Below are 15980 nucleotides of genomic sequence, written 5' to 3'. Positions count from 1 at the left end.
TAACGATGAACTCAAGGGGGAATTCATGTATGGCAAAGAAAATGGTATTGCTACTGCTCTCATTTACCGTCGTTTTGTCGCTTGCGGCCTGCGGGCCGAAGCGTGAAGTGGAACAGGCCAAGTCCAATACGGATACGGCCCAGCAACAAGAAGGAGAGATGCCGCCGAAGCCGGATCGTCTGAAAATATGGGCTTCTGAAAATGAAGCGGAATTGAAATCGATGCGGGCTATTACGAAAAAATTTACCGAGAAGACAGGCATAGATGTAGAAGTCATTCCATTTAACCCACGTGAACAAGCGAAAGCGTTCTCACTTGATGGACCGTCCGGTCGCGGGCCCGATCTGTGGAGCGCCACCCATAATTCCATGGGCCGTAACGTATTGCAAGGGCTAGCCGAGCCGTTTGAGTTGAGCGAAAAACAAATTAGCGAGTATTCGCCTGAGGCAATTCAGGCTGTAACGATTGATGGCAAAATATATAACTTACCCATGGTCATCGAGACGACAGCCTTGTTCTATAACAAGGAGCTTTTGCCGAATCCGCCAGAAACATGGGAAGAACTGGAGAAATTCGCATTGGAGTTCACCGATGTATCAAAGGATAAATATGGATTATTGTTCGATGCGACGAATTTCTATTACGCCAACATGTTCCTGCAGGGCAATGGTGGTTATATTTTCGGATATGACAAAGATACAGGCTATAACGTGGATGATATTGGCTTGAATAATGAAGGCGCTGTCGAAGGTGCGAATCTGATCAAATCTTGGTTCGAAAAAGGGATTATTCCGGAAACGATTAATAGTGACGTGATCGACGGATTGTTTAAATCAGGAAAGGTTGGTGCTGTTGTCTCGGTGCCATCATCGATCAAAAACTATGAATCGTCGCTTGGAGACAAGCTGGGGGCAGTACCGCTTCCGAAGCTTGCCAACGGCCAGCGCCCGCCTTCTTTTTTGGGTGTCAAAGGACTGGTGTTATCCCCATTCTCCGAAAATAAGGAATGGGCGACTGAGTTAGCTTTGTTCATTACGAATGATGAGAACGGTGCAAGTCATTTCGAAATAGCTGGAGAAATTCCAGCCCGTCCTGGCATTTTGGAAAGTGATCTTATTACGAAGCACCCTTACTTCTCAGCAGTGGCTGAGCAGTCAAAGTTTGCTACACCAACACCAAATAATCCGGAAATATCCCAGACATGGGAGCCGATGAAAAATGCGCTTGTGTTCCTGGCTAAAGGCCAGGACACTAAAGAAGTGCTTGATGAAGCAGTCGTTCAAATCAAAGAACAAATCGCGATCAACAACGCCAATAAATAAGCAATGATGATCGGATTGGGGTGCGGGTTTCGCACCCCAATCCACTTGATGTTGTATTGCAGAGTCAAGGAGGAGGCTTAATTAGATTGGGAGAACCACAGATACGAAACGACAAACCGAAAGCCAGTTCGCATAATGCCAAGTTGGCGATGCTGCTGTCCGGTATCCCGGGGCTGGGGCAACTATATAACCGTAGATATATAAAAAGTTTATTATTTTTGATTTTATTTTTATCTTTCTTTTTCGTGTTTGCTGATTTTTTGAACATCGGGTATTGGGGGCTTTGGACGCTAGGAACAATGGAAGGGGTGGATGATTCACGTTCCTTGCTCATTCAAGGTATTATTTCGGTCATATTGACCATTTTCTTTATTATCTTCTACTGGATTAACTTGACCGATGCGCGTAAGGATGCCCTAAAAATCCGCGAAGGCTGGAAGATAACGACGATTCGCGAAGGCTATAAGCAGGCATGGGATAAAGGTGTTCCTTATCTATTTGTCGGGCCCGGTATCTTTATGATTACGTTTGTGCTTATTTTGCCGCTGTTATTTATGGTTTCCTTGGCATTTACGAATTACAACATTTATAATTCACCCCCCCGTCATTTGTTGGATTGGGTAGGGTTTGAAAATTTCAAAAATATTTTTTCTGTTCCGATTTGGCGTAATACGTTTTTCTCCGTATTGTCATGGACGCTCGTTTGGACGTTTGTTGCGTCGACACTGCAGATTGCGTTGGCATTATTCTTAGCGGTTATCGTGAATGACAAGCGCGTCAAATTTAAAAAATTCATTCGAACGATGCTCATTCTTCCTTGGGCCGTTCCTTCTTTCGTATCCATTCTTGTGTTTTCCGCGATGTTCAATGATCAATTTGGAGCGGTGAACCGACAAATTTTGGATCCGATGGGCTTGTCTATTCCATGGATGTCTGATCCGCTATGGACGAAGGTAGCCATTATCCTTATTCAAGTATGGCTAGGCTTCAGCTTCGTGTTCGCTTTGTTCACGGGGGTACTCCAGAGCATATCAGGCGACTGGTATGAGGCGGCAGAGGTCGATGGAGCGAGCAAGTGGCAAAAATTCCGCTACATAACTCTCCCTCACGTCCTGTTCGCGACAGCTCCGCTGCTCATTATGCAATATACAGGTAATTTTAACAACTTCAACTTGATTTACTTGTTCAACCAAGGCGGACCGCCGGTTCGCGGTCAGACGGCAGGATCGACGGATATCGTCATTTCATGGGTGTACAAGCTTACCTTTGAATCATTGAACTACAATATGGCGGCCGTCATTTCCATTATTCTAGGCTTGATTGTGGCAACCGTCGCCTTTTTCCAATTCAGGAGAACTCGATCGTTCAAGGAGGAGAACAACGTCTAATGAGTACGAAATGGAAATCAAGACTGGAGCTCACTGGCATTTACGCGTTCATTTTGTTCATGTTCATCGTCATTACGTATCCGTTATTATGGGCTATGGGCGTTTCGCTGAATCCGGGAACCAGTTTATACAGTGCAAAAATAATTCCAGAGAACTGGTCGACAGAGCATTACTCCTGGCTCTTCTCCAATCCGGACAGCGAATATAAGCTGTGGTATAAAAACACGTTGATTGTCGCCAGCTGGAAGACCGTGCTTTCGCTTATAGTCACGACGTTCCTAGCGTATGCATTCTCACGATATAATTTCAGAGGGCGCAAGAACGGTCTGTACACGCTTCTGCTGATCAAGATGTTTCCGGTATTGATGGGAATGGTCGCTATTTATATTTTGCTAAACATCTTGGGGCTGCTGGATACGCTGGCTGGTTTGATTTTGGTCTACGTTGGATCGTCCATTCCGATGCATGCCTTTCTGATCAAAGGCTATTTCGACACGATTCCGCGGGATTTGGACGAATCGGCTAAGATTGACGGAGCGGGCCATTTCCGGATTTTTTTCCAGATTATTTTACCGCTGGCAAAGCCGATTTTGGCCGTGGTTGCCTTGTTCAACTTTATGACGCCATTTATGGACTTTCTGCTGCCGCGGATCGTCATTCGCAGCTCGGAGAACTATACACTCGCCGTCGGTTTGTTCAACCTGGTCAATCAGGAATTCAGCAACAACTTTACCCGGTTTGCAGCGGGATCGGTGCTTATCGCCATTCCGATTGCTGCGGTGTTCCTGTTCCTGCAGCGTTTCCTTATTTCTGGGCTGACTGCGGGGGCAACGAAAACATAGGAAATCGGGCAAGATTTGAAAAAGAGATAGTTTGATGTACAAATTAGACTAGAACAAGAGTGACGAGAGGGGGAGATACGGTGACAAGTCCTTGGACGTTGGATCCGGTAAGCATAAGTTTACGATTGTTTCTCTCGCTTGTGCTCGGAGGCATTATCGGCTTCGAGAGGGAAATGAATCAGCATGCTGCCGGATTTCGCACCAATATTTTGGTATGCATCGGCTCTTCGCTCATTATGCTGCTGTCCATTTATGGATTCAACGCTTTCGTTGATGAACCGAATGTCCGGATTGATCCGGCCCGCCTGGCGGCGCAGGTCATTAGCGGCATCGGTTTTCTCGGAGCAGGAACGATTATTCGAACCGGCATGTCTGTCAAAGGGCTAACCACGGCTGCCACGCTCTGGGTGATGGCCGCGATCGGGCTCGCGGTAGGTGCAGGGTTCTACTTCCCGGCGATTTTGACATGCGGGCTTGTCTTTGTCTCTTTGCAGTTGCTGAACAAAATTGAGCTTCGCTATCTGGTAGCAAATAAGGCGTTGTCGATGGAAGTGACCTATTCCGGAGGACCGGGTACACTAGGTATGATTTCGAAGCAGCTGATTGCGGAACAGGTGGAGATTCGGAATATGAACGTGACAGATGCACAGTCGTTGGGGCTAACTGAAGGGACAGCGTCGCCGCTGCAGATGATAATAATGATTATGATGCCCGAAAAAAAGTCGATGAGTGATTTGGTTGAGCACGTGAAAGCGATACCAGGTGTGATATCAGTAAAAATAGAGTAACGTTTCTGATATAAAGAAATCGAATAGAAGCGGGGAGAGAGGGCGATTTTTCGCCCTCTCTCCTTGTTTCATGTATGGGATGAAGAACGTCTTGTCCGTTGTGTCGATTGACGTACGATAAGCTCGGAAGGGAGGGTTACCGTCTTGTTCTTATTAATGCGTTCAGGGTCGTCCATTAGCTCAATGAGCATTTCCAGTGCTTCTAAACCGAGATGCTCCCCTCGAATGGTCGTGCAGCTGATCGATGGCGAGATTTTGTTGAGAAAGGCGGCATCGTTGAAACCGATAATGCCGACATCTTCTGGAACGCGCAGTTCGCGTTCCCGACAGTACTTCAGTACACCAAGCGCCAATACACTGTCTACAGCAATAATTGCGTCGAATGCTCTGCCTCCGGAGCTATATTCGTCCAAAGCGGCAATCATATCCGCTTCTTTCGGGCCGCACAAGATAATGCTGTCGTCTCTCGCCTCCAGGCCGTTGCTCTGTAGCGCCTGCTTGTACCCCGCGATTCGGTCGCGCACAACATCGATGTCCACACTCTCAGTCAGGAACACGATACGCCGATACCCCTCGTCCAGCAAATGCTGAGTCGTGACATACCCGTCCCGGTAATTATCGCTATGAATGCAAAATACATTGTGTTGAAGACTGCGTCCGATCATGACAAACGGAATGGAATGCTGTTGCAGGCTTTGAATTAGTGAGCTTTTGTCCGCTGACATGACACCGGATAAAATAAAGCCATTCACTTTTTTGTTCTGGTATAGCGTCAGGCATTTCTTGATTTGTTGATCGACGGAGCGAAAGGCGGAAATCTGCAAGTCATATCCGTATTTTTGAGTAGCGTTGGATAAACCAAGGAGAACATTGGAGTAGTATGGATTCCCAAAAATTTCGCTAGGTTCACGTGCGATTGTATAGCAGATGGTGCGGGATTCGGCGTCCTGAGCGATCGGTTTCGCCTTGGTGCTCGGAACGTACCCTAGTTTCTGTATAGCTTTTTCCACTTTTTCATTCGCTTCGGATGATGTGTTTCCTTTCCCCGTAAGAACCCGCGATACGGTCGCCGGCGATACACCTGCTTCACGTGCTATATCTCTTACCGTTGCCAAATCCTCGCCTCCTCTTTTACGGCATCATAATGATCGCATTTCCTCTTTTTTGGCCTATCATTATATAATACGATGAAATCGAGCGGTATTTCAACATGTGGAGCAATAAAAAGCTGCCGTATGAGCAGGTCGATACGAGCAGCTTGTTGATCCAATGAGTTTATAATATGTTGACGAAAATCACTTTATCGAGAAGTCATATTCTAGCGCCACTCGCCCTATGAAACATGATATGCATGCGCCCGTGAATGATAGGAACCGTATCTTTATCATATCTGATTTCTAGTCAAAAGTCAAAGATAGTCAAACTTCTGAATTCCCGATGGGGAGCGTGGGAAATGTCCCGGAACATAAATAAAGCCCTCTTGACTTCCTACTTAGGAAGCCAGAGGGCTGAAAAGTTTGCTCTCTCGTTATATGGGCTTTGTCAACCTTTTGGAAACGCCTAGTGCTAGTGCGAAACCCGCAAGCTAGATGTTGTGAAAGGACGGGAATTAGCCGCTCCCTTCCTATTCGATTGCAAGCCGTTATTAGTGGTAATTATTTCGCGTTGTCGTAACGCTTGCCAACTTCTTCCCAGTTTACAACGTTCCAGAAAGCAGCGATGTAATCAGGGCGCTTGTTTTGATATTTCAGGTAGTAAGCGTGCTCCCAAACGTCCAGTCCGAGCAGAGGAGTTTGTCCTTCCATGATCGGGCTGTCCTGGTTAGGTGTGCTCGTTACAGCCAGCTTGCCGTCTTTCACTACAAGCCAAGCCCAACCGCTACCGAAGCGGGTTGTAGCTGCTTTTGCAAATTCTTCTTTGAACTTCTCGAATCCGCCAAGTTCGTTATTGATGGCTTCAGCCAAAGCACCTGTAGGCTGGCCGCCGCCATTAGGTCCAATTACTTCCCAGAAAAGGGTATGGTTCGCATGTCCGCCGCCGTTGTTTCGAACTGCAGTACGGATGCTCTCAGGAACCGCATCGAGGTTGCCGATGAGCTCTTCCAGCGTTTTGTTTGCAAGTTCAGGAGCTTTCTCAAGCGCTGCATTCAAATTGGTTACATAGGTATTATGGTGGCGATCATGGTGAATCTCCATCGTTTGTGCGTCGATATGAGGCTCGAGCGCGTTGTTTGCGTAAGGAAGTGGTGGTAATTGAAATGCCATAATGAAAATACCTCCTGATAATGTAGTTTTTTTATTATGATAAAAGGACAACCATGGTGTGAGGATGCCTTTATCACCCGAAAGAACATATGTAACTTTCGTATCTATTCATATATTAAACCTTTCCGGGGGATTAAATCAACTTTTATGTTTGAAAAGTCCAAAACCCCTGTTAACAGAAGGTAAAATCGAGTCAAAACAGTGTAAATATCGCATCCCTAGCAGAAGAACGATAACTTTGCCATAACAAATTTATCGCGAACGGATTACAATTTGGTGGCGTTTTATTTGGCGAAAGTAAATGTAACCGCTTAATATAAAGCGTTTTCACAAGAAAACTCGTGAAATTAGGAGAAATATGTGGTTTAATGGACAAGAAAGCAGGATTTTCGCAGTTTTTGTAGTAATTTATTTTAGGTTAGGTTTGCAGCAACGGAATACAAAATTGTAAGCCGCGTAAACCGCATCATGCTAACGAAAAGGGAGATTTTGAGATGCATGTTCGTTCCTTTCAGTTGAGTGACTGTAATCAAGTAACCGAGCTTTTACAGATTGCTTTATCAGAAGAATGCTACGAAAATACGATAGTGCCTTTCTCCAGACAGCTTGCCTGGGACTCCGACCTCATTGTGGTGGCAGAAGAGAATGATGAAATTGTTGGTGCACTAATCGGGACCATTGAGCGTAATAATGGATACTATTACCGCGTTGCCATTCACCCGGATTATCGGCGGCAAGGAATTGGAAAAGCCCTTATTGAATGTATGGAACAGCGGTTCCAATCCCGTAAAGTCAGTCGGATTCTCGTTGCCGGTGATGAACATAATGTAGCTGCTGCCATGCCGCTTTATGAAGCGATGGGGTATGGTGCAAATAAAATCCTGAAAGCCTTCCAGAAACTGAGCATCGTGAGCCATTCGTAATGGTCTGATCGGATAAGACCGGTTTCATGCATGCATAGAGGCGAAAAGCCAAGAAACAAACATTTTAAGTTGAGAAAATATAAGTGAATTATTTATTTTTAACTTGGCTTATAATTATTTAGCGAAGCGCAAATTTTGCTGTTAAATACGGCGAAATGGTTTACGCTTGTACTCAGCATATCTATCAACCGTTGCAAATGGGAGAGAGATATGCTTTTCTATTATTGTATTAAATTATTTATATAGGCCTTTTTGGGTAAAGGCTACCATAATAGCAAAGAAGGTGTAACATGGGACAAATCATTCCACCGGGTTCGAACGAAAGCGAAGATACATCGAATGCCAAAGGGAAATCAGCTGGCAAGAACGGTTGGGCTGCTGAGCTATGGGATTGGGTCAAAACGATTGCCATAGCATTTGGTATTATGGTTCTGCTGAATATGTTTGTTTTTAATCTGTCTATGGTTAAAGGGGAATCGATGGAACCGACACTTGAAGCATCTGAGCGGCTGTTCATCAATAAATTGGTATATCGGTTCAGCGAACCGGATCGCGGTGATGTCATTGTGTTGAAAGACCCGAGTACCGGCCCTGACCAAAAAGAATTTCTTGTAAAAAGAATCATAGGCATTCCGGGTGATACCGTGGAGGTTAAAGGCCATATTCTTTATGTGAACGGTGTGGCACAAGATGAACCGTATACGGATAGTCCGATCGAAGATCCTGATTTCGGTCCGGTTAAACTGGAGGAAGACCGATATTTCGTGATGGGTGATAACCGTCATCTCAGAAAGAGCAAGGACAGTCGTGAATTTGGCAGTATAAAGAGATCGGATATTGTTGGACGGGCCGAATTTATTCTGTGGCCGTTGTCTGAAATAAAAGGGTTGTAAAGCTCAATCTGGAAAGGAGGCGTTGGAGATGACTTTACGGCTTGGTGCCTACGCTCCTTCGGCTTCCGTCTGGGAAGAGCTCAAAGAGGAGCTGCGAAAAGCTGCGCCTGAAATGGGCATTGATGATATAGGATTTGCTTCGGCAGATCCGTTTGTATCGCTAAAAGCTATTTTGCAAAATCATCGGGATAAGGGGTTCGAGTCAGGTTTCGAGGAACCTGATCTTGATAAAAGGGTGACGCCTGCATTACCGGGAGTCACTCCAGCTTCAATTATTGCAATAGCTGTTGCCTACCCGTCCAAAATGAGCAAGCCGCCGAAATCCGAGCCCGGTAAATATCGCGGGATTATGGCACGTTCGGCATGGGGCAGAGATTATCACCATGTTCTGCGGGAAGCGATGGCAAAGCTCGAAGCATTCATCCGTGAACGTGTTCCGGATGCCGTTCTTGAAAGCATGGTGGATACGGGAGCTTTGGTGGATAGAGCAGTCGCACAGCGGGCGGGAATCGGTTTTAGTGCCAAAAATTGTGCTATTATTTCTCCCAAATATGGCTCGTGGATTTACCTTGGTGAAATGGTCACCAACATACCTTTTCCGCCGGATACACCAGTGACGGAAGATTGTGGAGAATGCACGAAATGCATTGATTTTTGCCCTACCGGTGCCCTTGTGGGACCGGGACAGCTTAACGCGCAGCGATGCATATCCTTCCTCACTCAAACCAAAGGATTTCTGGATGAGGAAGCGATGCGTAAAATCGGCAATCGGCTGTACGGCTGTGACACTTGTCAAATGGTTTGTCCTAAGAACAAAGGTTTAAACTGGACACATCATGCGGAATTACAGCCTGATCCCGAAAAGGCAAAGCCGCTCTTACTCCCGATTCTTGATATGAGCAACCGGGAATTCAAGGAAGCATTTGGCGATACTGCAGCGGCATGGCGTGGAAAGAAACCGATCCAGCGCAATGCCGTCATCGCCCTTGGTAACTTTAAAGACGCTTCGGCAGTACCGAAGCTGAGCGAGGTGCTGCTGAAAGATCCGCGTCCGGAGCTGCGGGGTACTGCCGCATGGGCTCTGGGCCGCATTGGAGGCGAAGAAGCTTTGGACAACTTAGAAAAAAGCATGAAATCGGAACAGGAACCTAAAGTACGTAACATGCTGCAACAAGCCTTAAATAAATTGCAACCAGAGACGAAGGTCGGAGCGGAGACTGACAAGCAAGAAGGAAGCAAGCATTTTAAAACAGTTGAAGAAGTACAGAATGAACGGGGACAAGACAAGCCTGCGGTAAGCAATGCATCTAAAGGAGCAGAGCCTGTGACTGCTCGGGCTGTGAAAAATGACCTCCTGTATTATGATGAACTGCACACACCGATTGGGCCGCTTACGATAGTGGCGTCTGATCTTGGAGTATGTTTGATTGAGTTTGGGGCTTTTACTGTCAAGGAGGCTGTGCTGCAGCAGTGGTCACGAACCTGGGCTGAAGGCGCCGGATATGAGCGAAACGAAGAGCGATTAGCTCATGTTACTTCTCAGCTTAAACAGTATTTTGAGGGGACTTTGCGGGAATTTACAGTGCCTCTTGATATGCGTGGGACGCAGTTCCAGCTACAGGTGTGGGAAGCTCTCAAGCAAATTCCTGTTGGGGAGATCCGTTCCTATAAGGATATTGCAGACGCCATAGGACGTCCGAAAGCGGTTCGTGCCGTTGGTGGCGCGAACAATAAAAATCCGGTTTCCATTATCATACCTTGCCATCGGGTAGTCGGTATGGATGGTAGGCTTGTAGGCTATGGCGGAGGGCTGGAGATTAAGAGGTATCTGCTTACACTAGAAGGGGCACTTCCGGATCATAAGGGTTTGTAGATTTCTTTCCCTGTAAGGGTGGTAAAGACGTTTCTTTTTGTTTGCTGTCCGGAATGGGACGTGCTATGATAGGAGCGTATGTGCACCATATAATGGTAAATTTTAGTATAAGCAAAAGGTGGTCAAGTTATGGACATTGCGATTCCAATTATTACATTGATCGTGGGGCTGATTGGTGGTTTTTTTATTGGAGTATTCTATCTCCGCAAGCAGCTGGAGAAAATGCAAAGTGATCCACAAATGCTGCAAAAGATGGCTAAGCAGATGGGGTATAATCTGAACAGCAAACAGATGCAGCGTGCACAGCATATGATGAAAAACCAGCCTGCACCAGGTAAAGGCCAATCACGCAAACGAAAATAATGAAATAATAGATGACCGTTTATGAACGGAAAGGGGGATATACCGTGGCGGGCGTGAAAGATTATGTTAACAGCAAAGTAGGAGAGCATCGCAAGCAGATCGAATATCATGTTGAGCAAATTCTTAAACTGATCGGTGAGGATACCGAGCGAGAAGGTTTATTGGAGACACCTGCCCGCGTGACACGGATGTACGAGGAGATTTTTGCCGGTTATGAGATTGATCCCCGTGATGTGCTCGGTGTCACGTTTGACGAGCAGCATGAGGAATTGGTCATTGTAAAGGACATCGTGTACTACAGCCAATGTGAACACCATATGGCGCCGTTTTTTGGAAAAGTGCATATCGGTTATGTTCCTAGCGGTAAAATCGTAGGCTTAAGCAAGCTTGCTCGTCTGGTAGAAGCGGTAACTCGTCGGCTTCAGGTACAGGAACGCATTACGTCCGAGATCGCGGATATCATGGTTGAGGTGCTTCAGCCACAAGGTGTTATGGTTGTGGTTGAAGGTGAGCATCTGTGTATGTGCGCTCGCGGCATTAAGAAGCCTGGCAGCAAGACGATTACTTCGGCGGTTCGGGGTACATTCCAGAGTGATCCCGCTCAACGCGCTGAATTTATGGCGCTGATTAAGGACTGATTGTCATTTTAAGATGAATGTTAAAAAGGATGTTCCCAGCAGATTTTTTCTGTTTCCGGGACGTCCTTTTTTAATGAGGTTAAGGACAGGAGCATGCGCACGCTCCTGTCTTTTTGCTTCTCTCTTCAGGAACTTAGAAAGGTTGCCATTTTAATTTTTTAGCCTGTTCATAACGTGCTTGCACCTCTGGCCAATAAACGACGTTCCACCAATCTTTAATATAGTTGGTGCGATTGTTTTGGTGCTTGAGATAATAGGCATGTTCCCAAACATCGAGAGCAAGAAGCGGTACGACATCCCACTGGGAAAGGTTCTGATGTTTCTCAGCCTGCAATATTTCCAGTCGATGGCTGCGCGGGCTCCAGACGAGAATGGCCCAACCTCCTCCCTCAACTTTGTCTGCTGCTTCCGTAAACTGCTTCTTGAATCGTTCGTAGCTGCCGAAATCCCTTTTGATCTGTTGGGCAAGTTCTCCTTGTGGAACTCCACCGCCTTTCGGATTCATAATGCTCCAGAACAAGGTATGGAGATAGTGGCCTGCACCATGGAACGCCAGTTCACGTTCCCAATGCTTGATGAGCTCAAAATTTCCGCTTCTGCGGGCCTCCTCCAGCTTGGTCTCTGCCTTGTTGAGACCGTCAACATAGCTTTGATGGTGTTTATCATGGTGGATGCGCATAGTTTTTTCATCAATGTACGGCTCAAGCGCATTGTACGGATAAGGGAGCGGAGGAAGGCGGTGTCCACCGATGGGAACAGGTTGCTGTTTGGTATGTGGTGATGAGACGCTTTGAATGACAGCTTCAGTTTTCTCGTTGGGAGGGGATGTTTCGGCTGATTCTTGCGAATCATTTCGGGCTAAATCGGGATGTTCAATCAACCGTTTCATTGCTCCGGGCTGGCTGAGCTCTTTCAAAACTTCAATGAAATATTCCGACTCCCGGATAATGTGCAGCAGTACCGTGTCAGCTAGTGGAATTTGCTGTACAGCGTTGCTGCTGTTTTTCATCATATAGAGCTGGCGTATGAATTCCTTCGATTGCTCCAGGGAAACTCGAAGCAGCTGTTCGATCTGCGTGATCAGCTGTGGAGACAGCGGTCCGGAAGAAGAAAGGACTTGGTTAAGCAGCTGATCCGCTGCTTTTTCGGTTTCACCGAATACAACGGCCCAATCGTTCAGCAGTTTGACATAGGGAGCCTCAAGACCGGGAACAATGGCTTTAATAACTTCCGTATGCTCCATCTCCTGCTGCTTCCAGAAGCGGATTTCTTCCAAAATCCTCGCAGGGAGCATCGATCCGTAAATATACAACATGAACTATTCCTCCTGTCATATTCACTCACTATGAAACTATATTCGTACTAAGGTTTGTACTATGAAGTTAAACAGCAGAAAAAAGCCCACATCTGTTAATAAATGCGAGCTTGGGAATGAGTATATTAAAGGTAAATGATTCAGATATATTATTCGGGAACTGAGCTGTTTGGTGAAGGCAGTTTTCCAAGAAAGGTTGACACACGGCGTAAATATTCACGCGGATGTTCCCGGAAGATGAGTTCATGGTGCGAGCCTTCGACAATCCATGAATCTGAATCGGGATGGGTCTGGTTCGCTGCTATTTTTTCTGCAATAGGATAAGGCGCTTTATCATCTTGGGTTCCGTGTATAAACAGGGTTGGGAACGGGTAGTTGTTTTTCTTCACTTCCGTGTATGGTATTTGATCAAGACTGGTCCCGTTTAGTATAGGAAACAGCAGTTCCAGTATTTCTAATGACGGGTGACGTGGCAGATCAATCTGGTTTTTTATGTTGTGATACAGGGTGTCCGGCTCAAGCAAAAACGTGCTGTCAAGGATCATGGCATCTACATCGTTGGTTTCCAAGCCCGCTTGTAACGCCGTTCCGGCTCCCATCGAAAATCCCCAGACGACAATCTGCTTCGCACCTTTCTGTTTGGCTAGCTGAATAGCCCCGAGAAGCTGCTCTTTCTCCTCTTTGCCTCCTGTCGCAACCTCCTTGCTGGTCTGGGAAGCAAAGCCATAATCGAACATCAGCACGTTAAAATCCAGATTGTGTGCGTAATGGGCAAGGTCATACATCGGAATCCAGGATTCCTCGCGATTGGCACCGTAACCATGACTAAATACGATCGTCCGCACGGAGTTTTCAGCAGGAATATACCAGCCGTTTAAATTTTGTTCACCACTGATTGAGGGAAACACAACATTTTCATAATCCATCTCCTTCGCAAGCTTTGGATTGGAATACAGCGGCGCTACGGTAGGATATGACAGCACCCAGGCGATATAGGCATGCAGAGCTATAAAGCAAAATACGAGAAAGAAGATTACTGACAGAAGGAGCGAAAGTAAAATATGCTTGAACCGGATCATTCGGGTGGAAAGTCCGATTTTTGTATCGTTCATTTGGGGGAGTGGGGCGTTATTACCAGTGACCATGCTCATGAGTGGCCCCTCCTAACCATAAATTATTTTCATTTTAATGAAAATTAAAAATTATTATTATCGTATGCTGGGACAGGGTTAAAGTCAATGAAATCTAGAAGATTGTAAGACAAATGTAAAGTGAGTTTTTTTGTTTACTTCCCGTTTGTTTTTTCATATAATTCTTGTAACCAGGTTTCATGTAATGAAACGCGAGAGGAGTAATCGGGTATGGAAGACCGAAAAATAACGGTACGTGCCGTTGAACGAGCACTTGATATATTAATGTGTTTTACGAAAAGTCATGAGCTGGCTTTGACTGAGATTTCCTCTCTCATTGGACTGCATAAAAGCACTGTGCACCGGCTGATCGCTACGCTTGAGGAAAAGGGATTTGTTGTACGGGACAGTCGAACGGATAAATATCGGTTAGGGATGAAAATATGGGAGCTGTCAACTCATCTTTCTCACAGCGATGATCCGGCGGTAAAATTGCTTCCTGCTATGGAGTCTCTACGCGACAAGCTGGGCGAAACGGTAAGCTTATATTTGCGCGATGGTGCTGAGCGTATTCGTATACAGGCTGTACAGAGCAATCAGGCGGTCCGTAGGGTAGCTCAGGTAGGTACACGTCTGCCGTTGTCGGTGGGAGCCTCCAGCAAGGTACTGGTGGCCTATGCGTCTGCGTCCGATCAGGAAGAGCTGCTAAACAAGCCGGATTGGCCCGATGCGGTGGATAAGGAACAGTATCGGCGTCAATTGGCCGACATTGTGGAAAAGGGTTATGCGATAAGCATTGAGGAGCGTGAACCTGGGGCAGCGGCCGTAGCTGTTCCCATTATGGACCGCAGCGGTAAAATTGCAGCAGCGCTATCGATGTCCGGACCGGTGAGTCGATTGTCCGCAAAAAAGCTGCGTGAATATGCCCCGGTGCTCAAAGAAGCAGCAAGAGAAATGGGGATGATGATCTGACAAATAGTTGGATACGAAGCAGCAAACCGGTTCTCCCGTTATGGGGACCCGGTTTGTTTGCTGAAGGCTTTAATGATGAATACCGCACTTGTTCATAATGAACGAGATTTGATTTTCCAGTCGATTCATGCGTTCCTGAGTTTCTGAATCTTCCTTGCCAAGACCCTGCAGGGATGCCAGTTCCTGTTTAAGTTGATGCAGGTCGTCTCCAGCTTGGGAGCAGTCATAAGAGCTTTCGAGATTTTCCAGCATAGCCAATCCTCCCTCATTTCATAGATGTCATTCTTCCTTATTATGGAGGTTTGGCTTCGGTTTAATTCATTTCTGTTTCGTTATTTTCTCATTCATTTTCTCTTTTAGAACTTCATGAAATGTAACTGTCTTTTTCTCGGCCGGTTCTTTTCTCATCGTATTTAAAGGTTGTGGTCGAGGGTACTGGTAATGGTAGGGAGTTACCGTATGTACAGTCAGCATATGACGTTCCTCCTAAATATACATATCCCGAATTTAAATAAATGATTTTTAATATTTTAACCGCCTGTCATCATTTTAGAAACATTTTTTAGCTAAAAGAGGATAAAAGTCTTTTATCCGCACAAAAATCCCCATCTTCCTTGAAAGAAGATGGGGATTTTATACTAAGTCTTAAGTTATGGTAAAAATATTATTTCACGTTACTTGTGATCATCTGGCGAAGAACGGTTTGCAGGATACCACCGTTGTGGTAGTAGTCTACATCAACCATGCTGTCCAGACGAGCAATGACAGGGATTTCGAATTTGGTGTTATCTTCACGAGTAACGACAACGGTCAGCTCTTGACCTGGTTTTACATTGTTGTCCAGACCGAGAATATCAAACGTCTCGCGACCGTTAATTCCAAGGTTTTGCCAGCCGTGGCCTTCCTGGAACTGAAGTGGCAGAACTCCCATGCCTACAAGGTTGGAGCGGTGAATCCGCTCGAAGCTTTCGGCAAGTACAGCTTTGACGCCAAGCAGGTAGGTACCTTTTGCTGCCCAGTCACGAGAGCTGCCTGTACCGTATTCTTTACCTGCTATAACGATCAAATTCTGATCGCCTGCCTGATACTTCATCGAAGCATCATAAATGGACATCACTTCGTCCGTTGGCAGATAAGTTGTCACGCCGCCTTCTGTACCTGGAGCTACCTGGTTGCGGATTCGGATGTTTGCGAAAGTACCGCGCATCATGACCTCATGATTACCACGGCGGGAGCCGTAAGAGTTGAAGTCTTTCCGTGCAACACCCC

Annotated in this window: 16 protein-coding genes and 1 pseudogene; 10 read left to right on the top strand and 7 right to left on the bottom strand. The window is 46.1% G+C overall.

Annotation, left to right across the window (positions count from 1 at the left end; genetic code table 11):
* Positions 1–29: 29 nt before the first annotated feature.
* From C8268_RS18060 to C8268_RS18045, 4 genes are all read left to right on the top strand, one after another.
* Positions 30–1322, top strand: a complete 1293-nt coding sequence (locus C8268_RS18060; protein WP_106768950.1) for a sugar ABC transporter substrate-binding protein — start codon at positions 30–32, stop codon at positions 1320–1322.
* 86 nt (positions 1323–1408) lie between these two features.
* Positions 1409–2710, top strand: coding sequence for a carbohydrate ABC transporter permease (locus C8268_RS18055; RefSeq protein ID WP_272939341.1), 1302 nt, complete (start codon positions 1409–1411; stop codon positions 2708–2710).
* A complete protein-coding gene (locus C8268_RS18050; protein WP_106768949.1) occupies positions 2710–3552 on the top strand; it encodes a sugar ABC transporter permease in 843 nt (280 codons plus the stop codon). The genes C8268_RS18055 and C8268_RS18050 overlap by 1 nt, the downstream gene beginning before the upstream one ends.
* A gap of 80 nt (positions 3553–3632) precedes the next feature.
* Complete coding sequence (locus tag C8268_RS18045; RefSeq protein WP_106768948.1) at positions 3633–4340, top strand: MgtC/SapB family protein; 708 nt, start codon at positions 3633–3635, stop codon at positions 4338–4340.
* Positions 4341–4408: 68 nt separating this feature from the next.
* Here the strand turns inward: C8268_RS18045 and C8268_RS18040 are convergent, their stop codons facing one another.
* Entirely contained in the window at positions 4409–5455 is a 1047-nt protein-coding gene (locus C8268_RS18040) for a LacI family DNA-binding transcriptional regulator (protein ID WP_106768947.1), read from the bottom strand.
* Between the two features lie 540 nt (positions 5456–5995).
* Positions 5996–6604 (bottom strand): superoxide dismutase, encoded by a 609-nt coding sequence (locus C8268_RS18035; RefSeq protein ID WP_106768946.1) that lies wholly within the window; start codon positions 6602–6604, stop codon positions 5996–5998.
* A 494-nt stretch (positions 6605–7098) separates the two neighbouring features.
* On the opposite strand from C8268_RS18035, the gene C8268_RS18030 reads away from it, so the two are divergent.
* The 5 genes from C8268_RS18030 (at position 7099) to folE (ending at position 11294) form a co-directional block, all read left to right on the top strand.
* The gene (locus C8268_RS18030) at positions 7099–7527 is read left to right on the top strand and encodes a GNAT family N-acetyltransferase (protein ID WP_106768945.1); all 429 of its coding nucleotides are present in this window, start codon (positions 7099–7101) and stop codon (positions 7525–7527) included.
* Between the two features lie 290 nt (positions 7528–7817).
* Positions 7818–8420 carry a signal peptidase I gene (gene lepB, locus C8268_RS18025; protein ID WP_106768944.1) on the top strand — a complete coding sequence of 201 codons (603 nt, stop codon included), beginning with the start codon at positions 7818–7820 and terminating at the stop codon, positions 8418–8420.
* Between the two features lie 28 nt (positions 8421–8448).
* Complete coding sequence (queG, locus tag C8268_RS18020) at positions 8449–10293, top strand: tRNA epoxyqueuosine(34) reductase QueG (protein ID WP_106768943.1); 1845 nt, start codon at positions 8449–8451, stop codon at positions 10291–10293.
* Positions 10294–10422: 129 nt separating this feature from the next.
* Entirely contained in the window at positions 10423–10656 is a 234-nt protein-coding gene (locus C8268_RS18015) for a YneF family protein (protein WP_106768942.1), read from the top strand.
* A gap of 44 nt (positions 10657–10700) precedes the next feature.
* Positions 10701–11294: a GTP cyclohydrolase I FolE gene (gene folE / locus C8268_RS18010; protein WP_106768941.1), complete on the top strand. Its 594-nt coding sequence runs from the start codon at positions 10701–10703 to the stop codon at positions 11292–11294.
* Positions 11295–11427: 133 nt separating this feature from the next.
* On the opposite strand, the gene C8268_RS18005 is transcribed toward folE, so the two are convergent.
* Together C8268_RS18005 and C8268_RS18000 are read right to left on the bottom strand one after the other, a co-directional pair.
* Entirely contained in the window at positions 11428–12609 is a 1182-nt protein-coding gene (locus C8268_RS18005; protein ID WP_106768940.1) for a Fe-Mn family superoxide dismutase, read from the bottom strand.
* A 149-nt stretch (positions 12610–12758) separates the two neighbouring features.
* A complete protein-coding gene (locus tag C8268_RS18000) occupies positions 12759–13721 on the bottom strand; it encodes an alpha/beta hydrolase (protein ID WP_234032991.1) in 963 nt (320 codons plus the stop codon).
* A gap of 249 nt (positions 13722–13970) precedes the next feature.
* Here C8268_RS18000 and C8268_RS17995 point away from each other — a divergent pair, with 249 nt between their 5' ends.
* Positions 13971–14711 (top strand): IclR family transcriptional regulator, encoded by a 741-nt coding sequence (locus C8268_RS17995; protein WP_106768938.1) that lies wholly within the window; start codon positions 13971–13973, stop codon positions 14709–14711.
* 69 nt (positions 14712–14780) lie between these two features.
* Here C8268_RS17995 and C8268_RS17990 read toward each other — a convergent pair whose 3' ends face one another.
* From C8268_RS17990 to C8268_RS17985, 3 genes and pseudogenes are all read right to left on the bottom strand, one after another.
* Positions 14781–14963, bottom strand: a complete 183-nt coding sequence (locus C8268_RS17990) for a DUF2524 domain-containing protein (protein WP_106768937.1) — start codon at positions 14961–14963, stop codon at positions 14781–14783.
* Between the two features lie 66 nt (positions 14964–15029).
* The gene (locus C8268_RS22990; RefSeq protein WP_199794868.1) at positions 15030–15185 is read right to left on the bottom strand and encodes a hypothetical protein; all 156 of its coding nucleotides are present in this window, start codon (positions 15183–15185) and stop codon (positions 15030–15032) included.
* A gap of 190 nt (positions 15186–15375) precedes the next feature.
* Positions 15376–15980, bottom strand: a pseudogene (locus C8268_RS17985) (aconitate hydratase); the annotation flags it as partial.

This window comes from Paenibacillus faecalis (assembly GCF_900289175.1).
Lineage (GTDB): Bacteria > Bacillota > Bacilli > Paenibacillales > Paenibacillaceae > Paenibacillus_AQ > Paenibacillus_AQ faecalis.
This window is presented reverse-complemented; position numbering and strand designations above follow the sequence as displayed.

Excerpts from the sequence above, each read along its gene's own strand:
- C8268_RS22990 (WP_199794868.1), bottom strand. The coding sequence starts at position 15,185 with ATGCTGACTGTACATACGGTAACTCCCTACCATTACCAGTACCCTCGA.
- lepB (WP_106768944.1), top strand. The coding sequence starts at position 7,818 with ATGGGACAAATCATTCCACCGGGTTCGAACGAAAGCGAAGATACATCG.
- C8268_RS18050 (WP_106768949.1), top strand. The coding sequence starts at position 2,710 with ATGAGTACGAAATGGAAATCAAGACTGGAGCTCACTGGCATTTACGCG.
- C8268_RS18030 (WP_106768945.1), top strand. The coding sequence starts at position 7,099 with ATGCATGTTCGTTCCTTTCAGTTGAGTGACTGTAATCAAGTAACCGAG.
- C8268_RS17990 (WP_106768937.1), bottom strand. The coding sequence starts at position 14,963 with ATGCTGGAAAATCTCGAAAGCTCTTATGACTGCTCCCAAGCTGGAGAC.
- C8268_RS18060 (WP_106768950.1), top strand. The coding sequence starts at position 30 with ATGGCAAAGAAAATGGTATTGCTACTGCTCTCATTTACCGTCGTTTTG.
- queG (WP_106768943.1), top strand. The coding sequence starts at position 8,449 with ATGACTTTACGGCTTGGTGCCTACGCTCCTTCGGCTTCCGTCTGGGAA.
- C8268_RS18000 (WP_234032991.1), bottom strand. The coding sequence starts at position 13,721 with ATGAACGATACAAAAATCGGACTTTCCACCCGAATGATCCGGTTCAAG.
- C8268_RS17995 (WP_106768938.1), top strand. The coding sequence starts at position 13,971 with ATGGAAGACCGAAAAATAACGGTACGTGCCGTTGAACGAGCACTTGAT.
- C8268_RS18005 (WP_106768940.1), bottom strand. The coding sequence starts at position 12,609 with ATGTTGTATATTTACGGATCGATGCTCCCTGCGAGGATTTTGGAAGAA.
- C8268_RS18015 (WP_106768942.1), top strand. The coding sequence starts at position 10,423 with ATGGACATTGCGATTCCAATTATTACATTGATCGTGGGGCTGATTGGT.
- C8268_RS18035 (WP_106768946.1), bottom strand. The coding sequence starts at position 6,604 with ATGGCATTTCAATTACCACCACTTCCTTACGCAAACAACGCGCTCGAG.